This window comes from Burkholderia ubonensis (assembly GCF_902833085.1).
GTDB lineage: Bacteria > Pseudomonadota > Gammaproteobacteria > Burkholderiales > Burkholderiaceae > Burkholderia > Burkholderia ubonensis.
Map to the genome: position 1 here is coordinate 23,311 of NZ_CADFEB010000011.1, position 24,237 is coordinate 47,547.

The 24,237-nt window shown below is 69.6% G+C and carries 21 protein-coding genes; 3 read left to right on the forward strand and 18 right to left on the reverse strand.

Going from position 1 to position 24,237, the window contains the following annotated elements; genetic code table 11:
* Window positions 1-42: 42 nt before the first annotated feature.
* The 15 genes from asnB to HWX31_RS28375 form a co-directional block, all read right to left on the reverse strand.
* Entirely contained in the window at window positions 43-2,010 is a 1,968-nt protein-coding gene (gene asnB / locus HWX31_RS28305) for an asparagine synthase (glutamine-hydrolyzing) (RefSeq protein ID WP_174965766.1), read from the reverse strand.
* Window positions 2,011-2,307: 297 nt separating this feature from the next.
* A complete protein-coding gene (locus tag HWX31_RS28310) occupies window positions 2,308-3,339 on the reverse strand; it encodes an EscU/YscU/HrcU family type III secretion system export apparatus switch protein (RefSeq protein ID WP_059610103.1) in 1,032 nt (343 codons plus the stop codon).
* 10 nt (window positions 3,340-3,349) lie between these two features.
* Entirely contained in the window at window positions 3,350-4,159 is an 810-nt protein-coding gene (sctT, locus tag HWX31_RS28315; protein WP_059718546.1) for a type III secretion system export apparatus subunit SctT, read from the reverse strand.
* Complete coding sequence (locus HWX31_RS28320; RefSeq protein ID WP_174965767.1) at window positions 4,153-4,821, reverse strand: hypothetical protein; 669 nt, start codon at window positions 4,819-4,821, stop codon at window positions 4,153-4,155. The genes sctT and HWX31_RS28320 overlap by 7 nt, the downstream gene beginning before the upstream one ends.
* On the reverse strand, window positions 4,814-6,199 hold the full coding sequence (gene sctN, locus HWX31_RS28325; RefSeq protein WP_174965768.1) for a type III secretion system ATPase SctN: 1,386 nt from the start codon (window positions 6,197-6,199) through the stop codon (window positions 4,814-4,816). The genes HWX31_RS28320 and sctN overlap by 8 nt, the downstream gene beginning before the upstream one ends.
* A complete protein-coding gene (sctL, locus tag HWX31_RS28330) occupies window positions 6,196-6,825 on the reverse strand; it encodes a type III secretion system stator protein SctL (RefSeq protein WP_174965769.1) in 630 nt (209 codons plus the stop codon). Before sctL ends, sctN begins: the two co-directional genes overlap by 4 nt.
* The gene (locus tag HWX31_RS28335; RefSeq protein WP_244143865.1) at window positions 6,807-7,613 is read right to left on the reverse strand and encodes a SctK family type III secretion system sorting platform protein; all 807 of its coding nucleotides are present in this window, start codon (window positions 7,611-7,613) and stop codon (window positions 6,807-6,809) included. Before HWX31_RS28335 ends, sctL begins: the two co-directional genes overlap by 19 nt.
* A complete protein-coding gene (sctJ, locus tag HWX31_RS28340) occupies window positions 7,610-8,491 on the reverse strand; it encodes a type III secretion system inner membrane ring lipoprotein SctJ (protein ID WP_175933992.1) in 882 nt (293 codons plus the stop codon). The genes HWX31_RS28335 and sctJ overlap by 4 nt, the downstream gene beginning before the upstream one ends.
* 67 nt (window positions 8,492-8,558) lie before the next feature.
* Window positions 8,559-9,026, reverse strand: a complete 468-nt coding sequence (locus tag HWX31_RS28345; protein ID WP_059610109.1) for a hypothetical protein — start codon at window positions 9,024-9,026, stop codon at window positions 8,559-8,561.
* A 125-nt stretch (window positions 9,027-9,151) separates the two neighbouring features.
* On the reverse strand, window positions 9,152-9,361 hold the full coding sequence (locus tag HWX31_RS28350) for a hypothetical protein (protein WP_042588308.1): 210 nt from the start codon (window positions 9,359-9,361) through the stop codon (window positions 9,152-9,154).
* Window positions 9,362-9,504: 143 nt separating this feature from the next.
* Complete coding sequence (sctD, locus tag HWX31_RS28355; RefSeq protein ID WP_175933993.1) at window positions 9,505-10,818, reverse strand: type III secretion system inner membrane ring subunit SctD; 1,314 nt, start codon at window positions 10,816-10,818, stop codon at window positions 9,505-9,507.
* Window positions 10,799-12,844 carry a type III secretion system outer membrane ring subunit SctC gene (gene sctC / locus HWX31_RS28360; RefSeq protein ID WP_174965240.1) on the reverse strand — a complete coding sequence of 682 codons (2,046 nt, stop codon included), beginning with the start codon at window positions 12,842-12,844 and terminating at the stop codon, window positions 10,799-10,801. Before sctC ends, sctD begins: the two co-directional genes overlap by 20 nt.
* Window positions 12,844-13,122 (reverse strand): type III secretion system export apparatus subunit SctS, encoded by a 279-nt coding sequence (gene sctS / locus HWX31_RS28365; RefSeq protein WP_059610112.1) that lies wholly within the window; start codon window positions 13,120-13,122, stop codon window positions 12,844-12,846. Before sctS ends, sctC begins: the two co-directional genes overlap by 1 nt.
* Complete coding sequence (gene sctV, locus HWX31_RS28370; protein ID WP_174965239.1) at window positions 13,119-15,305, reverse strand: type III secretion system export apparatus subunit SctV; 2,187 nt, start codon at window positions 15,303-15,305, stop codon at window positions 13,119-13,121. Before sctV ends, sctS begins: the two co-directional genes overlap by 4 nt.
* Before the next feature lie 225 nt (window positions 15,306-15,530).
* Entirely contained in the window at window positions 15,531-16,364 is an 834-nt protein-coding gene (locus HWX31_RS28375; RefSeq protein WP_059610193.1) for a helix-turn-helix transcriptional regulator, read from the reverse strand.
* A gap of 288 nt (window positions 16,365-16,652) precedes the next feature.
* Between HWX31_RS28375 and HWX31_RS28380 the strand changes: the two genes are divergently transcribed.
* Complete coding sequence (locus tag HWX31_RS28380; protein WP_174965238.1) at window positions 16,653-17,558, forward strand: helix-turn-helix transcriptional regulator; 906 nt, start codon at window positions 16,653-16,655, stop codon at window positions 17,556-17,558.
* A 123-nt stretch (window positions 17,559-17,681) separates the two neighbouring features.
* On the opposite strand, the gene HWX31_RS28385 is transcribed toward HWX31_RS28380, so the two are convergent.
* Together HWX31_RS28385 and HWX31_RS28390 are read right to left on the reverse strand one after the other, a co-directional pair.
* Window positions 17,682-19,328 carry an NRAMP family divalent metal transporter gene (locus tag HWX31_RS28385; protein WP_174965237.1) on the reverse strand — a complete coding sequence of 549 codons (1,647 nt, stop codon included), beginning with the start codon at window positions 19,326-19,328 and terminating at the stop codon, window positions 17,682-17,684.
* A gap of 113 nt (window positions 19,329-19,441) precedes the next feature.
* Complete coding sequence (locus HWX31_RS28390) at window positions 19,442-19,579, reverse strand: hypothetical protein (protein ID WP_174965236.1); 138 nt, start codon at window positions 19,577-19,579, stop codon at window positions 19,442-19,444.
* A 1,071-nt stretch (window positions 19,580-20,650) separates the two neighbouring features.
* On the opposite strand from HWX31_RS28390, the gene HWX31_RS28395 reads away from it, so the two are divergent.
* Both HWX31_RS28395 and HWX31_RS28400 read left to right on the forward strand, forming a co-directional pair.
* Complete coding sequence (locus HWX31_RS28395) at window positions 20,651-20,920, forward strand: hypothetical protein (protein ID WP_174965235.1); 270 nt, start codon at window positions 20,651-20,653, stop codon at window positions 20,918-20,920.
* Window positions 20,921-20,981: 61 nt separating this feature from the next.
* Window positions 20,982-22,439, forward strand: a complete 1,458-nt coding sequence (locus HWX31_RS28400; protein WP_174965234.1) for a carbohydrate porin — start codon at window positions 20,982-20,984, stop codon at window positions 22,437-22,439.
* Window positions 22,440-22,498: 59 nt separating this feature from the next.
* Here the strand turns inward: HWX31_RS28400 and treA are convergent, their stop codons facing one another.
* Window positions 22,499-24,193 (reverse strand): alpha,alpha-trehalase TreA, encoded by a 1,695-nt coding sequence (gene treA / locus HWX31_RS28405; protein WP_174965233.1) that lies wholly within the window; start codon window positions 24,191-24,193, stop codon window positions 22,499-22,501.
* Between the last annotated feature and the right edge of the window lie 44 nt (window positions 24,194-24,237).

Sequence of the window (24,237 nt, forward strand, 5' to 3'; positions counted from 1 at the left end):
TCGGCCCGCCGCGCATCACGGGCGGCGGGCGCGACGATGCCGTCACGCCGCGCGCTGCGCCTCGAGCCACGCCTGGAACATCAGCACCGTCCATAGCTGATGCTGCCAGTTCATCCGGCCGGTCTGGTGCTGCCGCCACAGGCGCTCGACCGCCGCCGCGTCGAAGAAGCCCTCCTCGCGCAGCCGCGCGGGATGCAATAGCGCCTCCGCCCAGTCGCGCAGCGAGCCGCGCAGCCAGTGATCGATCGGCGCGCAGAAGCCCTGCTTCGGCCGGTCGATCAGCGACGCCGGCACGTACGCATCGAGCAGGCGGCGCAGCAGCACCTTCGACTGGCCGTCCGGCAACCGCAGCGCCGCGGGCAGCCGCCACGCGAATTCGACGACGTGGTGATCGAGGAACGGCATCCGCGTCTCGAGGCTGACAGCCATCGCCGCGCGATCGACCTTGGTCAGGATGTCGGTCGGCAGGTACGTGAGCGTGTCGATCGCCATCGCCTGCTCGGCGAAGGTCAAATCCGCGGGCCACGCGCTCGCGGTGTCGAGCGGCGTCGGCGGCTCCTGCCCCGCGAGCGCGATGCGCTCCGGATGATGCACCGCCGACATCAGCAGCCGGTACAGCCCGATGCGGCTGTCGGCGGTCATCACATGGCCGAGCTTGTGCAGCCGGTCGCCGATGCGCGGCGGGGTGTCGCGCGCTTCGGCGCCGCTCCACGCGCTCTGCGCGACCGCCGCGAGCTGGTCGGCATGATCGGGCCGCAGCGCATGCAACGCGGCGGCGATCCGCGCGCGCACGGCCGATGGCACGCGATGCAGCTTGCGCCACAGGCGCGGCGTCAGGAAATAGCGCGTGTAGCCGCCGAACAGCTCGTCGCCGCCGTCGCCGGACAGGCTCACCTTCACGTGGCGGCGCGTCAGTTCGGAAACGAGGAAGGTCGGAATCTGCGACGCGTCGGAAAACGGCTCGTCGTAGATCGACGGCAGCTTCGGCACGACCGCGAGCGCGTGATCCGCGGTCACGTACAGCTCGGTGTGCCGCGTGCCGAGATGGCGCGCAACCGCCTTCGCGTAGCCGGCCTCGTCGTAGCCGGCCTCGTGGAAGCCGATCGTGAAGGTGTCGACCGGCGCCGCCGACTGCGCCTGCATCAGCGCGACGATCGCCGACGAATCGACGCCGCCCGACAGGAACGCGCCGAGCGGCACGTCGGCCTCCATCTGCTGCGCAACGGCCTTGCGGAGGATCCCGTCGAGCAGGCCGACCGCCTCCTGCGCGGTGCCTTCGAACGGCTCCGCGCGGCCGGCCTCGATCGCGTGTTCGAGCGTCCAGTACGCGCGCACGCGCGGCGTGTCCTGCGCATGCTCGAACTGGATGAACGTCCCGGGCGGCAGCTTGCGGATGCCGCGATAGATCGTGTACGGCGCGGGCACGCTCGACTGCCGCAGGTACAGGCACAGCGCGTCGCGATCGATCGCGCCGTCGAAGCCCGGAAAGCTGCGCAGCGCCTTCAGTTCGGACGCGAACACCAGCGCGTCGCCGATCCGTCCGTAATAGAGCGGCTTCTCGCCGATCCGGTCGCGCGCGAGCGTCAGCACGCGCGACTCCCGGTTCCAGAGCGCGATCGCGAACATGCCGGTCGCGCGGCGCAGCGCCGCCTCGACGCCCCACGCGGCGATCGCCGCGAGCAGCACTTCGGTGTCCGAGTGTCCGCGCCACGCCGGCGCGCGGCCGGTGCGCTCCAGCTCCGCGCGCAGCGCCCGGTGGTTGTAGATTTCGCCGTTGAAGACGAGGACGAAGCGTCCGCACGAGGACGCCATCGGCTGGCGGCCGTGCACCGACAGATCGACGATCGCGAGCCGCCGGTGGCCGAGCGCGATCCCGGCTTGCGCATCGAGCCAGGTGCCCTGCGCGTCGGGCCCGCGATGCGCGAGGCTTGCCGTCATCCGCGCGAGTGTCGCGCGCGCTGTCTCCTCATCGAAAGCGGCACTGTTCAGAAAGCCGTCGATTCCGCACATGTTCTTGCCCGTGTATTGATCGATCCCGTCTCGCTCGGCGCCACGTCGCGGCACACCGTCGGGCGAGACGGTCGGGCCATGTTACGGAGAAATTATTCATCAATAAATCTGAGTGGCCCTTGGCAGCCATCTAAAAAAATTGGCGTCAAGCGTCGCATGCGGAAATGGAGAAAGGGCCACATCGGATGGCGCGCCGGGCAGATCCCGCAACGAAACGGAAAACGGTACGCATGGCGAAACCGGAACGGCAATGAATATAAAGACGTCGACCGATTCGAAATCCGAAATTGCGGCCGCTCAATTCGCGCCCGTTGCCCACTTCAGCAGCGCCGCCACTTCGCGAAAATGCCGCGGCTGGATCGTGCCGTTTTCCGGCGTCGTCTCGTACAGCGCCTGCGCAAGCCCGACGTTCGCGAGCGTCGGTCGCAGCGCGTCGCGCGCGAGCCGGACGATCCGCTCGGCCGCCTCGCCCTCGCCGCGCGCGAGCACCCACGGCAGCGAGCCCATCCCGCCGTAGTACAACGCGACCGCGACGCGCGACGAATGGACGACGACCGACGCGAAATCGATCCGGTCCTGCAGCGACGCATACTGCAGTTCGCGCGCAAGCTGCCGCCGCTTCGCCTGGATGTGCGGATCGCCCTCGTCTTCCTTGTGCTCGCGTCGCACCTCGTCGATCGACATCTTCATCTTCTTGTTGAACTCGTGATGCTGGTGAACGATGTCGATGATCGCCATCACGATATAGACGAGCGCCGCCCAGCCGAACAGCAGCATCAGCAGCTTCATGATCAGTGCGAGGATCGACATCGGCCGCGTAAAGCCGGATTGCACGGCCGGATCGAGCGACTCGACGATCAGCCAGCCGAGCGTCGCGACGAGCAGCACCGTCTTCAGCAGCATCTTCACGAGATTGACGACGTTGCGCAGCGACGCGATGTTCTTCAGCCCTTCGGCCGGGTTGAGCCGCGACAGCTGCGGCACGAGGCGGCTCCACGCCATCACGCCGCCCACCTGCACGAAACCCGCGAGCAGCCCGAGCGCGAGGCCCGCCCCGACGATCTCCGCCGACAGCGTCATCCAGTCGCGCGCGGCGCTGCCGACGAGCGCCGCGAGCCGCGCGCCGGGATCGGCCGCGCCGAGCGCATCGAACACGAGCCGGAACAACCCCTGCAGGCGCTCGAACAGCGCGCCGAGCCCGACCGCGAGCGCGACGCATGTGCCGACGAAAAACGCCGTCGAGATCGTCTCGGCGCTCTTCGGCACGTCGCCTTTCTCGCGCGCCTCGCGCAGGCGCTTCGCGGTCGGCTTCTGGTCCTTCTCGGCCATGTGCGCGCCGTCAGGTTGCGCCGTGCGGCGCGAACAGCGCGCGCAGCAGCGCCATCAATCCGCTGTCGGGGCTCAGCAGCGCATGCAGCGACGCGTACACGACCGGCAGGAACAGCATCATCATCAGCATCGCGAGCACACTCTTCACCGGCTGCGCGAACACGAAGATGTTGAGCTGCGGCACCGCGCGCCCGACGAGGCCGATGCCGAGCTCGACGAGCACCAGCACGATCACGACCGGCGCCGAGAGCTTCACCATCCAGTCGAAGATCGTGTCGGTCTGACGCACCACGAAGGTCTGCAGCATCGACGAGAAATCGGGGCCGAGCGAGCCGATCGGCCACCATGCGTACGACTGCGCGAACAGTTGCACGAGCACCTGCAAGCCGCCCGCCGTGACGAACAGAGCGATCGCGACGAAATTCAGGAATCCCGAGGTCGGGCCGCCCTCGTGCCCGCCCATCGGATCGAAGAACGCGGCGCTGCCGCTGCCGGTCTGGAAGTCGATCAGGTAGCCGACGCCCTGGATCGCGAACAGCACCGCGCTGAACGCCCCCGCGAGCAGCATGCCGACCATCGCCTCCTTCGCGACGAGCAGGCACCACATCAGGAACGGCAGCGCGGCCACCTGCGCGGCATCGATCGTCGGCGCGACGAACGCGGCGATCACGACCGCGATCCCGTTGCGCACGAGGCCCGTGACGATCTGCTCGTTGAACACCGGCACGACGAACATGATCGGCAACAGTCGCGGCATCACGTAGAGCAGCGGCCGCAGCATGCCGGCGACGTCGTTGAAGCCCGCGGCCTGGTCTAGCATCGGCGCTCCGCGGCGGCGGGCGGAACGGGATCGTCGGGCGCGGCGGATGCGTCGGCTTCAGCGGCGATATCGGCGCCCGTTTCCGCTTCGGTCATGGCCGCATCGAACGCGGCCGCGGCCTGCGTCGGCGTGGACGCATGCCCGGACGCGTCGCCCGCGCCGGCCATCCAGGTGCCGCCCGTCGAGAAGCGTCGCACCGCGTAGCCGTCCGCGACGTCGTCGGCGTCGCGCTCGACCCGCGCGGCGCGCGCAAGCAGCGCCTTCTCGCCGGCCTTCTCAAGCTTGTCCTCGGCGGCCTTCGCCTTGCGCGCGGCGCGCTGCAGGTCGGCGAGCGTCGCTTCGTGACCGCGATGCACGTGCGCGGCCTCGCTCACCGACGCATGCGCGGTGCCGATATGCCGGTCGAACGTGCGCGTGTCGGCCGCCGCATTCTGCAGTGCACGCGCGTCGCGCACGTCGTCGGCGAGCCGCGTCTGGATCGCGGTTTTCGCGGCGACCTGCTGCGCGAGCTGCGCCTGCGCAGCCGCGAGCGCGCGCCGGCTCTGCGCGGCGATGCCCTGCTGGCGCGCGGCCGCGACGCGCGCGATCTGGCTGCGCATCTCGCGCACGCGCTTCAGGCGGGCGAGCGTCGCAAGCACGAGACGGTCGTCGGCTTCAGACATGCTCGTTCGCCAGCCTCGTCAGCTTCGCGAGCAGCGCGTCGAAGCGCACGTCCTCGTCCGATGCCTGCGCGCAGAACGCGGCGATCGCGTCGCGCGCCCGCAGCGCGAGATCGCCGAGCCGGTCGCTGCCTTCGCGATACTCGCCGATCTGCACGAGCAGCTCGATCTCCTGGTACTTCGCGATCAGCTCGCGCACGCGCGCGGCCGCATGCTGGTGCGCGCGGCTCGCGACGAGCGGCATCACGCGCGACAGGCTCGCGAGCACGTCGATCGCCGGATAGCGGTTCGCGAGCGCGATCTTGCGCGACAGCACGATATGGCCGTCGAGGATCGAGCGCACTTCCTCGGCGATCGGGTCCGATTCCTCGTCGCCTTCGACGAGCACCGTGTAGAGCGCGGTGATCGACCCGCGCGCGCCCTGGCCCGCGCGTTCGAGCAGGCGCGGCAGCACCGCGAACGTCGACGGCGGAAAGCTGCGGCGCGTCGGCGGCTCGCCGCTCGCGAGGCCGACCTCGCGCTGCGCGCGCGCGAACCGCGTCAGCGAATCGACGAGCAGCAGCACGCGCTTGCCCTCGTCACGAAAATGCTCGGCGATCGCGGTCGCGACCAGTGCGGATTTCACGCGCTCCATCGCGGGGCGATCGGACGTCGACACGACGACGATCGACCGTGCGCGCACCTCCGGCGACAGGCTGTGCTCGATGAATTCGCGCACCTCGCGGCCGCGTTCGCCGACGAGCGCGATCACGTTCACGTCGGCCTGCGCGCCGCGCGCGATCATCCCGAGCAGCGTGCTCTTGCCGACGCCGGACGGTGCGAAGATGCCGACCCGCTGCCCGATGCCGAGCGTCATCAGTCCGTCGATCACGCGCACGCCGGTCGGAAACGGCGTGTCGATCATCTGCCGCGCGAGCGGGTTCGGCGGGTCCTGCTGGGTCGACACCCACGCCGCGCCCGTCACGGGGCCGCGCTCGTCGAGCGGCCGGCCGAGCCCGTCGAGCACTCGGCCGAACAGCCCTTCGCCCACCGGAAACACATGCTCGCGCCCGGACGGCACGACGGTCGTCTCCGGCGACAGCCCGGCGACGTCGCCGAGCGGCGTGAGCAGCGTCGTCTGTCGCGAGAAGCCGACCACTTCGGCGAGCAACGTCGGCTGGCCGGGCGTGCGCAGCTCGCAGATCTCGCCGAGCCGCGCGCGGATGCCGGTCGCGTTCAGGATCTGCCCGACCGCGTGATTGACGCGCCCCTGCACCGACACCGGTGAGAAGAACGCGAGCCCCGCGTCGAGCTCGCCGACGAGGCGGCCGCGGTCGAACGGCGCGGCGTCGCCGTTGCCGTCGCTGGCCGGCGCGCCGGCTTCGTCGAGCGGCGCGCTCATCGCGCGGCGCCCTTCAGCGCGTCGCGGCGGATCGCCTGGCGCAGCGCGTCGATCTGCAGGTCGAGACTCGCGTCGATCCGGCCGGACGGCGTCTCGACCGTGCACGCGTGGCGTTCGAGCTGCGCGTCCTCGACGATGCGGATCTTCTGGCGGTTCGACTGGCCGGCGAACGCGCCCGCGAGCGCTTCGCGCATCTCCTCCTCGCGGCCCGGCGCGATGCGCACGGTCAGGAACGCCTCGTCGCGCACGAGCGGCGCGATGCGTGCGAGCGCGGCCGCGTACAGCGTCTGCGTGCTCATCTCGCCGACGATCGCGCGCACGGCCTTGACGACGATTTCGGCCATCGCATCCTTCATCGATTCCATCGTGCGCGCGGCGGCGAGCGACTGCGCGTAGGCCTGCGCGGCCTGCTCCCGCTGCGCGCGCCGCATCCCTTCCTCGTAGCCGGCCGCCTGCCGCCTGTCGAATTCGCGCTGCGCGTCGGCGACGATGCGCGCGGCTTCCTCATGCGCGGTGGCGATCACCGCGGATGCGTCGAGCAGCGCCGCGTACTCGCGCTCCTTGAGCACCTTGCGCTCCGACAGCAGCTGCAGGTTGTCGCTCGTGATCAGAAAAGCCAGTCCCATGACGCAAGCCTCTCGGGAATCAGAAACAGGAACATCAGCTCGCCGAACTGGTCGCGCTGCGCGCGGTTCAGCCAGTACGGCGCCTCGGCGTCGATCGCGCGGTTGAATTTCAGGCGCACGCGCCGCGCGACCGCGTCGCCGGCCACGCCGATGAAATCCGCGAGCAGCCGGCCGCCGCGCGCGCGGATCACGACCGGCAGCGCGGCGGGATCGGCGCGCCACGGTTCGAGCGTTTCGGCGAGCGCACCGAATTCCGGCGCGCGTTCGAGCACGAGTTCGAGCGCATCGCCGCCGAGCCGCGCCGCGACTTCCGCGCGAATGCGCCGCCCGGCCAGCGCGTCGCGCAGCCACGCGCGATGCAGCAGCAGCCCCGCATACGAAGCCAGCTGCTCGAGCGCCGCGCCGGGCAGCAGCGCGAGCCGCGCGCACGGGTTCGCGGCGTCGAAGTCGTGGCGGCCGGCCACGTCGTGCGCGTCGAGCAAGTGGCGCGCGACCAGCTTTTGCCCGGCCGGCCCGAACGCGTCCGGCGACCGGTAGCGCGCGGGCCAGTCGGCCGGCACGCGCGTCACGTGCAGATAGCGGTCGGGACGCAGGTTGAAGTCGCATACGAGCCGGTGGAACGCGGCGCGGCGCGCCGCGGGCGGCGGCGCGAGCGGCTGCAGCCACGGCAGCGGCGCGGCGCCGGGCGACGGATCGCCTGCCGCAGGATCGCCTGCCGCAGGATCGCCTGCCGCAGGATCGCCGGCCACCGGATCGCCGGCCGCCCCAAACACGCGCGGATCGCTCATGCGCCGTCGCGCGCGCCGTCCGGCGTGCGCAGCGAAGCACCGCCCGCGCCGCCGTTCGCGTTCGCCTGCGCGCCGCGCGCCACGCCGAGCAGGCTCGCGAGCCGCGCGCCGAACATCCCGCGCCGCGCGGCCGACAGCGCGATCACCGCGCCGGTCAGCAGGATCAGCGCGAACACGAGCCAGCCGAGCGGCGAGCGCAGCCGCACGATGTCGGCCAGCGCGCTGCCGATGCCGTCGACGCGCGCCGCGCGTTCGGCGGCCGGCTGCAGGAACAGCGACACGTTGTCGTACTGCAGCCCCTCGATGCTGTGCGCGACGAGATCCTTGACCATCGGCGCCATCGCGCGCAGGTCGACGCCGGGCCGGTAGCGGATGTAGACCGCGGCCGACGACGGCCGGATCTTGTCCGCGAGCGGGTCGTTCTCGGGGATCACGACCTGCACGCGCGCGACCACCACGCCCTCGATGTCCTGCAGCGTGCGCGACAGGTCCTGCGACACGCCGTACAGGTAGCGCACGCGCTCCTCGGCCGGCGTCGACACCAGCCCCTGCTTCTGGAACAGCTCGCCGAGGCTCGCATGGCGCGGCTTCGGCAGTCCGTTCGCGCGCAGCACCGTGAGCGCCGCGTGCAGGTCGCCGTCGGCGACGCTGACCTGCCACGCGTCGCGGTCCGACGTGTCGCGCGCGTCGTTGTCCTTCGACGCGTCGATGCCCGCTTCGCCGAGCACCGCGATCATCTGGTTCGCGTCGGCCTCCGACAGGCCCGAGTACAGCTCCTTCTGGCAGCCGGCGAGCAGCACGAGCAGGCCCGCGAGCAGCGCACGCGCCGCCCGGCTGCGCCACGCAGCAGCGCGCGGCGTCGAATCGATCATCGTCATCGTTTGTCCGCAGTTCCTTCCACGTTTCCGGCGCGCGCCGCGCTCCCGCCGCGCGCGCCGCGGTGCGTCACTCCTGCGTCTTCAGCACCGTGTGCGTGAAGCCGTTCGCCGCCTGTGCGACCGACAGGCTCAACTGGTATTCGGAAATCGTGGTGGTCGCCGTCCACTGAAAGTCCATCGCCTTCACCATCGTCATCAGCGGATCGCTGCGGTTGTCCGCCATCGACGTCAGCATCTCGGTGCGATGCTTGTCGATGTTCGCGTAGCGCGCATCGAGGTCGTTGCCGTACGTGCGCAGCCGCTCGACGAGCGACGACTGGTTCGCCTGCGCGGGCGTCATCCGCACTGCCGGCGCCGCGTCGGGCGGCACGCTCGCCGGCGCCGCCGACGCTGCGCCGCCCGGCGATGCGCCCGGCTGCATCAGCGCATCGAACTGCCGCACCTGCGCCGGATCGGACGCCGCGCCCGCCTGCTGCTGCGCGCCGCTCGCGAGCGCGGCCGCGCCCGGCGCGACACTTACGCCTGTCACTGACATGGTCTGTTCTCCTTGCTGCATATCGGACCGCATGGACCGCATGGACCGCTCGCGCCGCGCGCGCCGGAACGGGCCGGCCGGCCGGCACGCGCGCACGCCGCGCCGGCCGGCGCCGGCGCCCGGCGTCATGCGCGGCCGGCGGAACTCAGGTGTTGCGCAACCTGGGCGTTCGCCGTCCCTTCCTGCGCGGTCACTGCGTTGCTGGTTTCGAACGTCGCGGTCGACTGCTGAACCTGGAAGTTGATCTTCGTCAGCTCCAGCTGCGTCTTGGTCAGGTCGTCCGCCTGTTTCTGGACATCGCCCGTATTGGTCACACCACCTGTCGAGGCACCCATGCTTCGCTCCTTTACGTGAAGTTCACCCACCATCCGGCGGCAGCCCCATGCCCCGCCGGCGACGTGAGCCGCCGCCCCAACGGCGACGTCTCGCGTTTGCCGCGCGGCACGCACCTGCGCGCCGCGTCTGATTTCCTGCGGCGCTAGCGCGCCGCCCCGCTCGCCGCTGCCGGCGCGTTCGCGCCCGGCAGCAGCACCGGCCCCGGCACCGGCTGCGCGACGCCGGCCGCGGCGCCGCTCGAGGCCGGCGGCACGGGCGGCGCCGGCGACGCCGCGGGCGCCGGCACGCCGCCGAGCGGCATCGTGATGCGCTGGCCGTTACGCTCGAACACCACTTCGTCCGCGCCGATCGACACGACGGTCGGCCCTTCCTTCAGCTTCGCGCCCTCGAAATAGCGGCTGCCGTCCACGGTCTCGATGTAGCGCTGGTCGCCGTCGCCGGCGAACACGGTCGTGATCTCGGGAATCCCGGCCGAGCCGCCGAGCGTGGCCGTCGTGCGCGGCGCGGCGGCTTCCGCGTCGCGCACGTGATCGACGACCTCGAGCGCCGGACGCGCGTCCTTCATGTAGTTGCGGATCCTCGGCTCGATCTGCGCGCGCGCGGCCGCGCCCGTCAGCTCGATCCGGCCTCGGCCGAGATAGGTCACCGTCAGCGCCGTGTCGCTGAAATAGGTCTGCGCGGTCGCGACGAGGTCGCTCACCACGTAGAGATTGCCGAGCGCCGCGTTGTCGACGCCCGCGACGATCTGCGCGACGCGCTCGCGCGCGGCCGCGTCGCTCACGTAGCCGGACACGAGCGCGCCGTCGTCGCGCGGCGACACGGCCAGCTCCGGATACGCATGCAGCAGCCGCTGCAGCCGGTGCGTGCGCGCGAGCACCGACTCGTGCTGCCACGGCAGCCGGCCGGACCATGCGACGAGCCCGTAGCCGAGCGCGCCGAGCAGCACGCCGAGCCACAGCGCGACGACCGCGATCACGAGCCGCCGGCTGCCGAGCCGGCGCAGCCCGCCCGTGAGCCAGCCGAGCCACGCCGCCTCGCGCGCGGCCTCCGGCGCGCCGGCCTCGTCGGGCACCGCGACGCTCGCCTGCGCATGCCGCGCGATGCCGAGCCTGATCGCGCCGATCGTCACCACGTCCTGCGGCGTCAGCGAGCGGCGGCTCGCGCCGAGCGGCGCGTCGTTGAACAGCACCGGCGCGCCCGCGTCGCCGCCGTGGTTCTGCACGGTCACCGCGAGTGCGCCGACCTGCAGGCACACCTGTTTCGCGCCGATCTCGCGATCGGGCAGGATCACTTCGCAGTCGGCCGACGTGCCGATCCAGTTCGCGCCGCGCGCGAGCGACATCGTGCGGCCGTACATCGGTCCGCTCAGGAAGCACAGGTTCCACGGCGACGCGAGCGCGGCCGCGCCGCCGGGCAACGCACCGTCGCCGTGCGGATCAATGGCGGTCGTCGACATGGGCGGACGCTCCTGCGGTCGTCGCCGTCGCCGGCTGCGCGGCCGCGTCCTTCGGCGGCGGCAACGCGGGCGGACCGAACTTCGTGCCGGGCAGCGGCTTCGGCGTCAGCGGCACCGCGACGTCGTTGTCCGGCGGGCGATACATCGACAGCCCGTCGGAATTCGGCGGCACGTCGAGACCCGGATTCACCGGCGAGCCGTCCGGCGCATACATCGACGCGGTCGTGACCACGCGCGGCGTCAGCAGATAGAAGCGCTCCATGTGGTTGCCGGTCTTGTCGGTGTACTTGAACAGGTTGCCGATCAGCGGGATGTCGGACAGCCACGGCACGCCGCTCTTGTTCAGCCGCACCTCGTCGTCGTTGAAGCCCGCGATCAGCAGGCTCTTGCCCTCGTCGATCATCGTCTTCGTGACGATGTTGCGCTGCTGGATCACCGGCACGTTCGACACGGCCTGGCCCGGAACGATGTTGCCGTCCTGGATGTCGATCGACATCATCACGCTCTGCGGGCTGCCGGCCGCCGCGGCCCGCGCGGCTTCGTCGACGATCATCGGCGTCACCTTGATGCTCGTGCCGGTCGTCACGCTGTACAGCGACGAATCCTGGTAGCCCTGCACCTGCACGTAGAACTGCGTGAGGTTCTCGAGGATCGCCTCGGTGTTGTCGAGCGCGAGCACCTTCGGCTTCGAGTGGAGCTGCGCCTGCCCCTTCTGCGCGAGCGCGTTCACGCGCGTCAGCAGGTAGTTGCGCAGCGAGCCGCCGATCGACGCGGTGAGCGCGATGCCGGTCGGCATGAACGCGCCGATCTGGCCCGCGTCGCTGGTGTCGATGCCGAACGTGAGCGGCGGATTGCCCGCGCCGCCGAACTGCGTGTTGCCGGTCAGCGGGTTCGCGCCGTTGCCGATCTGCACGTCGCCGTGCTTCGTGTGCAGGCGCCAGTCGATGCCGAGGCTGTCGAGCGAATCCTCGTTGATGTCGATGATCGTCACGTTGATCTCGACGATGCGCGGCCGCTCGTCGAGCTGGCCGATCAGCGACTGGTAGCGGTACATGTTCTCCGGCAGGTCGCGCACGATCACCGCGTTGATCGCCGGATCGGCCTCGATCTGCGGCAGCGTGTCGCCGCCGCCCGCGTTCGCGAACGGCGAGAACGCGCCGGCCCCGTCGCTCGCGTAGCCGCCGCCGTAGCCGCCCGAGCGCGGGCCGCCGGAAATGTCCGGGAAATCGAGGCGCGGCACCGCGATCGTCAGGCCCGAGCCGAGCTTCACCTGGCGCGCCGCCTGGCCGAGCGGCGCGCTCGCCGGCACGAGATTCGTCCCGCCGCCGCCCTTGCCGAACAGCCGGCGCAGGATCGTCGCGACGCCCGGCACCACCACTTCCCTGCCCGAGCGGTTGATCGTGACATCCGACGCCCAGCCGTACTTCAGCCGGAACGCGCGAACGTCCGCGTGCTGGCCGTTCGCGGCCGGGTCGCCGACCGTGCCGATCGCCTGCCGCACGAGCTCGACGTAGCGGCGCGGCCCCGCTACGTACACGCTGTTCGCGCGGTCGTTGATCACGAGCGTGAAGCGCTTGTCGGCCACCTGCATCGCCTGCAGCGCGCGGCCGATCTCGCCGGCCGCGTTCGGCGGGATCGGGATCATCTGCGTCTGCGACTGGTCGGCGGGATCGACGTACAGGAACGAGCCGTCGTAGTACCACGTGAGCCCGTAGGTCGAGCAGATCGTGTCGAGCGTCTGCTGCGGCGTGCCGGAGAAGCGGCCGCTGATCACGCCGTCCACCTTCGGATCGACGACCGCCGTCACGCCCTGCGACGCCGCCAGCTCGCGGATGAAATCGGCGATCTTCTTGCCGTTCGCGACGATCGTGAACGGCTTGTTGCGCCAGCGCAGATCCGCCGCGCGCGCGGGCTGCGCGAGCGTCATGCAAAGCGACGCCGACAGCAGCGCCGTCGCGCACAGCGCGAGTGCGGCCCGTTGCAGGCCGCGGGATTGGAACCAGACCGAAGCGACGCGTCGGCACATCAAAACACTCCTGTGGAAGAAACGAACATGCGCTCCAGCGCCTGCTGCGCGAAGCGCAGCACCTCGCCGCCGAGCCAGCCCGACAGCAGCACGAGCGCGACCATCACCGCGATCAGCCGCACCGCCATGCCGAGGTTGGCGTCCTGCACCTGCGTGACCGCCTGCAGGATCGCGACGATGAGGCCCGTGACCGTCGCGATCGCGACGATCGGCAGCGACAGCAGCAGCACCAGCATCAGCGCCTGCCGGGTGAGATCGAGAATCGTCGAGCCCGTCATCGCGCTGCTCCCGGCGCGCGCACCTCGGCGCCCGCGCCGACCGTGCCGTCGTCGGGCGGGTTCTTCACCCAGCCGATCGTGTGCAGCTGCACGTCCTCCTCGACCTCCTGGTACGACAGCACCGCGAGTTCGGGCAGCACCGGCTGCAGGATCGTCTTCACGTAGCGGCGCGCGCCGAGCGCCACCATCACCGCGAGCCGCGCCGCGCCGTGCGGGCCGCTCGCGCCCGCGGCCTGCACGATCGCGCGCACCTGCTCGCAGATGTCCTGCTTCACCGCGCTCGACAACGCGAGGAAATTGCCCTGCTTGGTGCGCATCACCGCGCTCTCGATCCGCTCCTGCAGGTTCTGCTCGAACAGCACGACGCGCAGCTGGCGCGCCGCGCCCGCGTGGCGGTCGGTGATCATCCGGCGCAGGTCGACGCGCACCAGCTCGACCAGCGCGACCGCGTCGTCGGGCTCGTTCGGCGCCCACGTGATCAGGCTCTCGAAAATCACGCGCAGGTTGCGGATCGGCACCTGCTCGGCGAGCAGCCGGCGCAGCACGTCGGTGACGCGCTGCAGCGGCACGAGCCGCGTGAGCTCGCCGACGAGCTCCGGGTGATCGCGCCGCACGAGATGCACGAGCGCCTGCGTTTCCTGGATGCCGAGCAGCTCGTCCGCGTGCTGGCGCACGATCTGCTCGACGTGCGCGGCGAGCGCGGCTTCGCTCGTCAGCCATTTGGCGTCCGGCGCCGCGCCGTCGGGCTTGATCCACAGCGCGGTCGAGAACGGCCCGAACGCCTCGGCCGGCTGGCGCTCCGCGCGCTCCGGCAGCGGCGACGCGCCGTCCCACAGCAGCCAGCCGGGCTTCAGCGCGCCGCTCGCGGCGAGCACGTCCTGCAGATAGATCCGGTAGGTGCCGGCGGCCGCGCCTTCGTCGTCGTTCAGCGTGAGGCGCGGAAACACCGTGCCGATGTCCGCGTCGACGCGCGCCTTCGCACTCGTCAGCGCCGCCTGCAGCTGCGCGAGGTTCAGGCTCGTGCGCAGGTCGTCGGACAGCGACACCGCGATCAGCGACGTGACGCCGGCCGCGTGCGCCATCTTCGCCGGCTGCCCGTCGTCGGCCGCGCCGACGCGCCCCGCAACGTGTATCAGGTTGAAGCTCGGCGCGGCGGTCTTGCGCTTGAGCTGCGTGAACGCGAACGCGCCGAGCCCGGCCGCGATCAGCGCGAACGACCATTTCGGGAAGCCGGGCACCACCAGAAAGCCGGCCAGCACGAGCGCCGCGATCAGGAGCGCGCGCGGATGCGCGCCGAGCTGTTCGCCCAGTTGCTCGCCGAGCTGGCGCTGCCGCGCATCGCGCGTCGCGACGCGCGTCGTCACGATGCCCGCCGCGATCGACACGAGCAGCGACGGAATCTGCGACGCCATCCCGTCGCCGACCGTCAGGATCGCGTAGCGTTGCAGCGCGTCGCCGATGCCCATCCCGTGCATCAGCGTGCCCACCGCGATCCCCGCGACGATGTTGATGAACGCGATCACGAGCCCCGCGATCGCGTCGCCCTTGACGAACTTCATCGCGCCGTCCATCGCGCCATGCATCTGCGATTCCTGCTCGAGCTTCTCGCGGCGCTCGCGCGCCTCGTCGGCGCTGATGATGCCCGCGCGCAGGTCCGCGTCGATGCTCATCTGCTTGCCCGGCATCGCGTCGAGCGAAAAGCGCGCGCCGACTTCGGCGACCCGCTCCGAACCTTTCGCGATCACGATGAACTGCACGACGGCGATCACGAGGAACACGACGCCGCCCACGACGACGTTGTTGCCGACGACGAGCCGGCCGAACGCGTCGATCACGTGGCCGGCGTTCGCGTGCAGCAGGATCAGCTTGCACGACGCGATGTTCAGCGCGAGCCGGAACAGCGTCGTAAACAGCAGCAGCGCCGGAAACGACGAGAAGCTGACCGCCGAAGGCACGTAGGTCGACACCGTCAGCAGCACGACGCTCACCGCGAGATTCAGCGAGATCATCCCGTCGAGCGCGATCTGCGGCAGCGGCAGGACGAACAGCGCGACGACCGCGACGATGAACGCGGCGAGGAACAGGTCCGCGCGCGGCGACGCGCCGAGGCGACGACCGGACACGCCGCGGCCGGCGGAAAACATCCGCTGCCAGTCGCGGGGAAGCGCCTTCGGTTCTGCCATCGTGTCGTCGCCCTCTCGGTATCGCGCGCGAACGGGGCAACCGCGGCCCCCCGCGCCGCGCGGTGCATTGAATGCGACGAGTGTAGCGACGCGGTACTGCGGAAAAACGGACCCGCCTCGTAGCGTCGAAGGCGGTTTTTCAGGGACGGACGAATCGGACTACGAAACCCTCGCGGACGGCTCGAACGGGCGCGGCCGGAACCGCTCCCATCGCCGCGATCGATGCTACGCGCGCAGCCGGCGCCCGGCGAGATACGCGAGCTGCGCGCGGTTCTGTACGTTGAACAGCCGCTCGAGCGAACGGATGTGATGGCCGACCTTGTGCAGCGACGTGCGCAGCGCGCTCGCGATCTCCTGGTCCGACAGGCCGTGCACGAGCCGCTCGAGCACCGCCTGCTGCTCCTGGCCGAGCGCGAAGCCGCGTGCACGCGCGACGCGCGCCTCGAGGAACGGCAGCGCGACGCGGTGCACCGCGAGGCTCACCGACAGCGCGCCGCCGATCACGCGATCGTCGATCCAGTCGGTGCCGTGCGTTTCGGACGTCACGTTGACCGCGACCCGCAGGTCGAGCCGCGGCGCCGACAGGCTGAAGATCACGCCGCTGTTCATCGCATGCGCGCGCAGGTGGCCCGCGAGCGCGGCCACCTTGCGGTCGCCGCCGCGCTGCGCGGCCGCCTCGATGTCGTCGAGCCGCCACGCGACCGGAAAGCCGCTCTGGCGCACTTGCGCGAAACGCGGATCGGTTTCGTAGAGCATGCCTTCTATATATGGCTGCATGAAGGTCGCCGGCGCGAGATCGCGCAGCACATGCGCGCACAGCATGCGCCGCCCGATCATTTCATATGCGCCATAACCGAGCGTGCTGAAACCGATCTGCCGCAAGCGCGCATGGCATTGCGCGAAATCGAATGCGCCCGGGTCGGATTTACCGGCCGCGGATTGAACGACGGTAAAAACCTCCCGGTTCGCCGCCTGCAATTCGGCCGAACCTGCGAAGGCGGCCGCCAGGTCGGCCTGCGAGAACCACTCGACGAGTGGCGTTCCGTCAGTAAAGGTCATGAAGAGCCCGCCCATTTTCTCAATGTTGTGAATCCAGCAGCCCCGTCACGACTTGGTCTTTTCTTTATGGTTTCGTTACGATCCGTCTTCGCGCCTCTGCATGAAATATTCGGCGCGATTAGTATTACGGGATATTACGCGCACACCGGCATTTTTGTACAATGCCCCCGCGCTTGGTCAGGATGTCGATCGGCGCCCATAAACAACAATGCTTCGATCGCAATGACGCGACCGGCCATTCACGATGCGGCCGCCGCGGTAGTGCGCGTCGGTTCCGAGGGATGGCTCATGTCCGATATTGCCTTGCATGAAGAAGCGGTCGCCCCACAATTTCCATTGCCGTCAGGCGACCTGGCGTGCCGCGACGGCGCGCCGCGCCCCCGCCCGGTGCAGGTCGTCTGGTGCGACGACGTGAAGCGCGGCGACGTCGAGCAGCCGCACGCGCCGCGGCTCGGCGTCGCGGACACGCTCGCGCACGCGCAGAGCACCGCCGAGCGCAATCGCATCGTGACGAGCCTGCTGCACCTGACCGGCTTCTCGACGTTCGCGTACTTCGCGCTGGAATTCGCGCAGGAGCGCGTCGAAAGCCTCTACCTTCACGAAGCGTTCACGCCCGCGACCTATCGCGGCGACTACGTGCGGCACAGCCATCACGACATCGATCCGCGCACGCTCGGCGCACGCGTCTGCAACATGCCGATCGTGTGGGACCTGCAGCAGCTGCGCCGCCAGCACCGGCAACGCAACGACGGCGCGAGCGTGCCGTCCGGCGCGCTCGACGGTTTCCTGCAGACGATGCAGGACGACGGGATGTGCAGCGGGATCATGTATTCGATGGCCGTGCCCGGCACGCGGCTGCATGCGTTCATGAGCTTCACCGCGCCGCGCCGCACGCGTGAGTGGATCACGCCGGCGACGGTCGAGCAGGCGCTGTCGATCGGGCTGTCGGTGCACAAGTTCGCATCGCCGCAGCTGATCGCGACGTCGCGCGAACGCACGGTCAACGGCCTCACGCCGTTCGAGCAGGAACTGCTGATCGGCATCGCCGAAGGCGCGTCGGACAAGGAAATCGGCCGGCGCCTCGACACCAGCGCGCACAACGTCGACTATCACTTGCGCAAGCTGCGCAAGCGCTTCGGCGTCGCGAACCGGATCCAGCTCACCTACCTGACGTCGAAGCTCGAACTGATCTGAGCCGGATGCGGCGCGCGTTTCGCATGCATTTCGCACGCCGTAAACGCGCATGCCGGCCGCGAAGGCCGGCATGCACGGGAAGCGGCGCGGTGCCGGGTCCGGCGCCGCGTCCATCAGGCGATCTTACTTGAGCAGCATCATCTGCACGACCTTGACGATCACGAGACCGACCGCGATCACGAGGTAGCCGCGCAGCACGCCCATCCAGATGCGCGTCGTCAGCGTCATCACCTGCGGCTCGAGCGTGTCGAGCGGCGGCATGCGCCACGTGTCGCGCAGCGAGCGGTCGACGCCCGGCTCGATCACGCGCTTGTTGCGACGGATCAGCACCGTCGCGAGATAGCCGACGATCGCGAACACGCTGCCGCCGACCAGCACGTCGACGATCGCGTCGCCGCTGATGTCCGGATACATCACCGATGCGGTCAGGATGATCGACAGCATCACCAGCACCCAGATCACCGCGCCCGTGAAGATGTTGAGCTTCATCGAGTTGACCCACGGCCCGAGCACCTGCTTGTCGTTGCAGAGCAGCAGCAGGAACACGGTCGCGCTCGGCAGCAGCACGCCCGCGAGCGTCTGCACCGCCTCCGTCAGCAGGCCGAGCGGGCTGCCCGGGATCAGCACGATCGCCGCGGCGGCGGCCACGATGCCGAAGTAGACGAGATAAAAGCCCTTCGCGTCCGACACGTTGCGATGCAGCGAATGGCGGATCTTGAACACGTCGCCGATCGCGTATGCGGTCGACAGCGACACGGCCGCCGCGCCGATGATGCACGCGTCGAGCAGCGCAACCGCGAACAGCGTCGCGCTCGTGCGGCCGGAATACTTCTCGAGGCCGGCGATGATGCCGCCCGCGTCGGTGAAGTTGCCGAACTCCGGATGGCCGCCGAACAGCGCGGCGCTGAAGCCGATCATCGCGACCGCGCCGATCAGCACGAACACGATCCCGATCCACAGGTCCGCCTTTTCGTACTTCATGAAGCGCGGCGTGATGCGCTTGTCGATCACGTAGCTCTGCTGGAAGAACAGCTGCCACGGCGCGACCGTCGTGCCGACGATGCCGATCACGAGCAGCATCACGTCAGAGAGCTTCGCGTGCGCGGGCCAGTTCGGCACGAAGAAGTCGCGCGACATCTGCGCGACGGGCGGATGGATCGTCACGAGCACCGGCACGAGCAGCAGGCTCAGCACGCACAGCACCACCGCGAAGCGCTCGAAGCGCCTGAAGTCCCCGGTGCTGACCGCCGCCATCGTCAGCGCGGCGGCCACGCACACGCCCGCGACCTTCGGCAGCCCGAAGAAGTCGAGCACGAACGTGATGCCGATGAATTCGGTGACGATCGTCAGCGCGTTGAGCAGGAACAGGTCGATCACGCTGAACGCGCCCCAGAACTTGCCGAAGCGCTCGAAGATCAGGCGCGCATGGCCGACACCCGTCACCGCGCCGAGGCGCAGCACCATTTCCTGGTTCACGAACAGCACCGGAACGAGCAGCAGCAGCGTCCACAGCAGCGTCGTGCCGTAGTTCTGGCCCGCTTGCGTGTAGGTGCCGAACGCACCCGCATCGTTGTCGCCGACCATCACGATCAGGCCCGGGCCGAGGATGGCGAGCAGCGTGCGCAGGCGCGCCCACCACGTGCCGCGCGCTGCGGTGTCGTGATGCGCGATGGTGCCGAGCGCGCCGCGGATGTCGCCCAGGTGGGCTTCGTCGAGCACGGCGCTGCGTTCGACGGCGATCGGCGGAGAAACGTTGGATGGCGTGGACATGATGTGTTCCGTACGACTAATGGTTATTTTTCAAGCGTGTAGCCTTGGCATGAGCGTGCGCAGCCACGTGGCGGCAGCCGCGCATGCGCATGCCGAGGCGCGCTCGGCGCTTTTTATCGGACTAGCGATTTCAGCTGGTTCAGCAGGCGGACGAATACCGTCTGACGGCGTTCGAGCGACAGCATCGCGTCGTATTGCGGGCGCGATTCGTTGACGTGCGGGAATTGCGACAGCAGAAGGCCGAAGTTCATGGTCTGGCTCCGTGCGGCGGCAGCGTGCGTGCCGGCCGCGTCGTGGGCGCGGGGCCAGTCCGGCGCCTGAGCAACGTCAGGCTATTCGGCCGGATTGTCCCTGCGACCCGGATTGAAAAGGGTCTGGCGGCATAAGGGACAACTGTCACTGTCGTTCACGGCGGCTCCTGTTCAGTGTTCCGGAAGAACACGGTTGACCGCCGTCCTGCATGCGGGACACCGCGTGCGCATGCCTGCGAAAGGCGTGCGCGAACGCGGCCGCATGCCGGACAGCGGCGAAACCAGACAGCGCATGCGCGACGGCATCACGCGTGACTGGCGCGAATCAGGGTGCACGTAGGGAGTTACTGCGAAATACTGCTGCGCGCACCGTTTGCCTCAGTGACAAACGGCGGCGTGGGAAAGGCGCGTACGTTGGTCGCTCAGGCGGAAAACTCGTTCGAAGATCGACTACTGCAAGCGTCCAAGGCGTTCGCCCCAAGAGTGAAGATGCCGGATTCTATGGACCGCCGGAAACCGAAGTCAACCCCTTGAATCCCCGTTATCGCAAAAATATTCTCGGGGCTCGGGCACTGAAAGATTTGCCCTCGAAATCGCGCGCCCGAACCTTTCAGCGTGGGCGCGGACGCTTCCCGGCCGATGCGCATGCGCAACGGCGCCGGGCAACCGCGCCGGCGGCTCGCACGCGCTGAAACGACCACCGCCCGCCGCCGCGACGTGCGCGCAACGCATGCAAGCTTTTGTGCGATTTTTACTTGCGCTGCAGCAAACGACACGACTACAATCCGCCGCAATTCAACACAGGAGTCCCTCCGTGGACACATGCTCTAGTTGCAGTTCGATGCCGGTTCAAGCCGGCCAAGCCATCGCGAGATAGCAGCAGCCCAGGGCATGTCCTTCGCCGCTAGCTCGCATTCGTCGGGTTAGCGCGCTTCCTCCCGAGCCGGTTCTTGCCGGTTCATCCGTCGCACGCTCCGTACCGTATCAAACGCCGATCGCAGGCCGCACCGCGCGCGCCCGGGATCCATCACGTCGTCCGGCTTCGCCGCCGGGCCGGACGGAGGCAACGTCATGTTCTTTCAATCGTTCGCGGTCAGACTCAAGCGATATGTACACGTCGCGTGCAACCGCTCGCTCGTCTCGGCGCTGTCGCCGCTCGCGCACGCCGCCAGCAATTGGCGCGGCGCCGCGCTCGCGGACGCGCTGCTCCCGGCCCGCGCATCCGACTGCGTCGTGCTCGGCGGCATGGCCGCCGCCGTGGCGCTGGTCGCGCTGCTATGCTCGGCCGCGTCGCGCATCGATTTCGCGCAGGTCTGGCGCGTCGGCGCCTGGCTGCCGTAAGCGCATCGCCTCACCGGTTCATTCCATTAGTCACACTAAACAATCATTCAATGGAACTCGCATGAAAAACCACTTCGAGCCCACGCGGCGCAAAACCCGTCTCCATGCGTGCGCGACGCTGCTGCTGTCGCTCGCGGCCGCGCCCGCGTTCGCGCAATCCGCATCGCCCGCGGCCGAGCCTGCCGCCGGCGCCGGCGATGCCGCCGCCGCACCGGCGCCCACCGGCTTCTGGGAGCGTTCGAACCTGTTCGGCAACCTGGGCGGCCTGCGCGACGTGCTCGGCGATCACGGCGTCACGCTGAACCTGCAGGAAACCAGCGAATACCTGTACAACACGTCGGGCGGCACGGCGCGCGGCGGCGCATACCAGGGCCTCACGCAGTTCGGCCTGAACGTCGACACGGCCAAGGCGATCGGCCTGCCGGGCGGCACGTTCAACGTGTCCGGGCTGCAGATCCATGGCACCAATCTCACGCAGCGCAACCTGCAGACGCTGCAGACCGCGACCGGCATCGAAGCGAACTCGACCACCCGCCTGTGGGAGCTGTGGTACCAGCAGGCGTTCCTCGACGGCAAGGCCGACGTGAAGATCGGCCAGCAGAGCCTCGACCAGGAATTCATGGTGAGCCAGTACGCGACGTCGTTCATGAACGCGACGTTCGGCTGGCCCGTGCTGCCGGCGGTGGACCTGCCCGCGGGCGGCCCCGCGTATCCGCTGTCGTCGCTCGGCGTGCGGCTGCGCGTGAAGCCGTCCGACGCATGGACCGTGCTGGGCGGCGTGTTCGACGGCAACCCGGCCGGCCGTTTCGGCGGCGATGCGCAGCAGCTCAACGCGCACGGCACCAACTTCAACCTGCGCAGCGGCGCGCTGCTGATCGGCGAGGTGCAGTACGCGCTCAACGCACCGCCGGCCGCCCCGAAGGCACCGCAGCCGGCCGGCCTGCCGGGCACCTACAAGCTCGGCGTCTGGTATCAGTCGCAGCATTTCGACGATCTGCGCACCGGCACGGACGGCCTGTCGCTCGCGAATCCGGCGAGCAACGGCATCCCCGCGAGCCACCACGGCAATTACGGGTTCTATGCGGTCGCGGACCAGATGGTGTGGCGCCAGGCGCCGGACAGCCCGCGCTCGTTGGGCGTGTTCGCGCGCGTGATGGGCGCGCCGGGCGACCGCAACGTCGTCGATCTGGCGATCAACGCGGGCGTCACGCTGAAGGCGCCGTTCGCGGGCCGCGACAACGACGTCGCCGGTCTCGCGGTCGGCTACGCGAAGGTCGGCTCGCACGCGCGCGCGCTCGACGGCGACACCGGCGTGTACACGACGCCCGGCTATCCGGTGCGCCGCGCGGAGACGGTCGTCGAAGCGACCTATCAGTATCAGGTCACGCCGTGGTGGCAACTGCAGGCGGACCTGCAGCACTTTTTCCGTCCGTCGGGCGGCATCCCGAATCCGAACGCGCCGGGCGCGCGCATCGGCGACGAGACGGTCGTCGGCGTGCGCACGACGATCACGTTCTGATGCCGGGCGTCCCGGCGGCAAGCACGCCGCCGGGACGCTGTCCGCTCACGGCGCGCGCGTCACTCGCCGTACAACCCGAGCAGCTTCAGCGTAACGCCGTTGGTCCAGCCGAAGCCGTCCTGCAGCGGATATTCGCCGCCGCCCCCACCGCCCGCGCCGGCGCCCTCGACCACATACTTCTCGACGAGCTTGCCCTCGGTCGCATACACGTGCTTCACGCTCGCCAGAAAGCGCGTGCCGATTTCCTTCGCGAGGGCGGGCTCGCCATAGCGGCGCAGCCCGTCGACCGCGATCCACTGCAGCGGCGCCCAGCCGTTCGGCGCATCCCACTGCTGGCCGGTGGTCGCGGTCGTCGTCGCGAGACCGCCGGGCTGCAGCAGCGTCTTGCGCACCTCGCGGGCCGTCGCCTTCGCGCGCTCCGGCCACGCGACGCCCGCGAACAGCGGATACAGCGCGGCCGCAGTGACCGCGTCGCGCGGCTGGCGCAGTTGCCAGTCGTAGTCGCCGTAATAGCCGCGGCGGTTCCACAGGTAATGATTGATCGCCTTCGCGCGCTGCTCCGCGCGCGTGGAGAAATCGGCGACGCACGCGACGTCGCGCGCGAGCGTGCAGCCCTTCACGATCGTCGTCTCGAGATGGAACATCAGGCTGTTCAGGTCGACGGGCACGATCGACGTCGTGCGGATCGTCTCGAGCGTCTTGCCGTCGCCGAGCCAGCGCGAGCTGTAGTCCCAGCCGCTTTCCGCGCCCGCGCGCAGGTCGCGCCACACCTGGTTCGCCTGGCGGCCGGACGCCGCCTGCGCGGTCTTCACGTCCTCCAGATACGACTCGTCGCGCGGCGTGTCGCCGGCATCCCAGTAGCGGTTCAGGATCGCGCCGTCGGGCAGCGCGACCACGTGGCGCGTCGCGCCGCCGCGCGGCGTCGTGCGCTCGCCCTGCATCCAGTACGCATGCTCGCTGCGCAGCGCGGGCAGGTACTTCTGGTAGACCTTGTCGCCTTCCGCCTGCGCGGCGAGCGTCACCATGTACGCGAAGAACGGCGGCTGCGAACGGCTCGCGTAATACGTGCGGTTGCCGTTCGGCACGTGGCCCGTCGTATCGATCAGGTGAGCGAAATTGTCGAGCATCGCGTCGACGAGATCCTCGCGCCCGGACACCTGCAGGCCGAGCATCGTGAAATAGGTGTCCCAGTAATAGCCTTCCCGGAACCGCCCGCCCGGCACCACGTACGGCTTCGGCAGCGCAATCAGCGAGCTGTACGGCGCAACCGTCGCGCTCGTGCGCGTGAGCTTCGGCCACAGCCAGTCGATGTGCTCGCGCAGCGTCTGGTTCGGCGGCGGCGTGACGCCCGTGTCGACGGGCGGCGTGAAATGCTGGTCGGCGAACGCCTTCAGCGAAAAGCCCGGCTGCGATTGCTGCTGCTGATACAAGCGGACGATCGTCGCGGGATCGGTGTCCGGCGTCGCGTCGACGAAGGTCTTCTGGTCGGGATAGAGCTGCGCGGTCTGCACCGCGACGAACAGGTCGCCGTATAGCTGGCTCGGCGGCGGCAGCACCGCATTCGCCGCCGGCACCGCGGACTGAGCGGTGGCACGGGTCGTGGCCTGGTTTGCGGCCTGGTTCGCGCTGTCCGCCTGCGCGGCGCAGCCCGCGACGGCGAGATACGTAACGGCCAGCGCGGCGGCCCAGCGGATGCGCCGCGCCGGCGGCGCGAGCGGCGATGATGCGATCGATGCGGCACGACGTGACGTCATGACGTGTCCCCTCCTTGCGATGGTGAGTGGATCGGCACGAGGTC

What these genes read in the sequence shown, in the direction of transcription:
- asnB (WP_174965766.1), bottom strand. Translation starts at nt 2,010, where the DNA reads ATGTGCGGAATCGACGGCTTTCTGAACAGTGCCGCTTTCGATGAGGAG.
- HWX31_RS28310 (WP_059610103.1), bottom strand. Translation starts at nt 3,339, where the DNA reads ATGGCCGAGAAGGACCAGAAGCCGACCGCGAAGCGCCTGCGCGAGGCG.
- sctT (WP_059718546.1), bottom strand. Translation starts at nt 4,159, where the DNA reads ATGCTAGACCAGGCCGCGGGCTTCAACGACGTCGCCGGCATGCTGCGG.
- HWX31_RS28320 (WP_174965767.1), bottom strand. Translation starts at nt 4,821, where the DNA reads ATGTCTGAAGCCGACGACCGTCTCGTGCTTGCGACGCTCGCCCGCCTG.
- sctN (WP_174965768.1), bottom strand. Translation starts at nt 6,199, where the DNA reads ATGAGCGCGCCGCTCGACGAAGCCGGCGCGCCGGCCAGCGACGGCAAC.
- sctL (WP_174965769.1), bottom strand. Translation starts at nt 6,825, where the DNA reads ATGGGACTGGCTTTTCTGATCACGAGCGACAACCTGCAGCTGCTGTCG.
- HWX31_RS28335 (WP_244143865.1), bottom strand. Translation starts at nt 7,613, where the DNA reads ATGAGCGATCCGCGCGTGTTTGGGGCGGCCGGCGATCCGGTGGCCGGC.
- sctJ (WP_175933992.1), bottom strand. Translation starts at nt 8,491, where the DNA reads ATGACGATGATCGATTCGACGCCGCGCGCTGCTGCGTGGCGCAGCCGG.
- HWX31_RS28345 (WP_059610109.1), bottom strand. Translation starts at nt 9,026, where the DNA reads ATGTCAGTGACAGGCGTAAGTGTCGCGCCGGGCGCGGCCGCGCTCGCG.
- HWX31_RS28350 (WP_042588308.1), bottom strand. Translation starts at nt 9,361, where the DNA reads ATGGGTGCCTCGACAGGTGGTGTGACCAATACGGGCGATGTCCAGAAA.
- sctD (WP_175933993.1), bottom strand. Translation starts at nt 10,818, where the DNA reads ATGTCGACGACCGCCATTGATCCGCACGGCGACGGTGCGTTGCCCGGC.
- sctC (WP_174965240.1), bottom strand. Translation starts at nt 12,844, where the DNA reads ATGTGCCGACGCGTCGCTTCGGTCTGGTTCCAATCCCGCGGCCTGCAA.
- sctS (WP_059610112.1), bottom strand. Translation starts at nt 13,122, where the DNA reads ATGACGGGCTCGACGATTCTCGATCTCACCCGGCAGGCGCTGATGCTG.
- sctV (WP_174965239.1), bottom strand. Translation starts at nt 15,305, where the DNA reads ATGGCAGAACCGAAGGCGCTTCCCCGCGACTGGCAGCGGATGTTTTCC.
- HWX31_RS28375 (WP_059610193.1), bottom strand. Translation starts at nt 16,364, where the DNA reads ATGACCTTTACTGACGGAACGCCACTCGTCGAGTGGTTCTCGCAGGCC.
- HWX31_RS28380 (WP_174965238.1), top strand. Translation starts at nt 16,653, where the DNA reads ATGTCCGATATTGCCTTGCATGAAGAAGCGGTCGCCCCACAATTTCCA.
- HWX31_RS28385 (WP_174965237.1), bottom strand. Translation starts at nt 19,328, where the DNA reads ATGTCCACGCCATCCAACGTTTCTCCGCCGATCGCCGTCGAACGCAGC.
- HWX31_RS28390 (WP_174965236.1), bottom strand. Translation starts at nt 19,579, where the DNA reads ATGAACTTCGGCCTTCTGCTGTCGCAATTCCCGCACGTCAACGAATCG.
- HWX31_RS28395 (WP_174965235.1), top strand. Translation starts at nt 20,651, where the DNA reads ATGTTCTTTCAATCGTTCGCGGTCAGACTCAAGCGATATGTACACGTC.
- HWX31_RS28400 (WP_174965234.1), top strand. Translation starts at nt 20,982, where the DNA reads ATGAAAAACCACTTCGAGCCCACGCGGCGCAAAACCCGTCTCCATGCG.
- treA (WP_174965233.1), bottom strand. Translation starts at nt 24,193, where the DNA reads ATGACGTCACGTCGTGCCGCATCGATCGCATCATCGCCGCTCGCGCCG.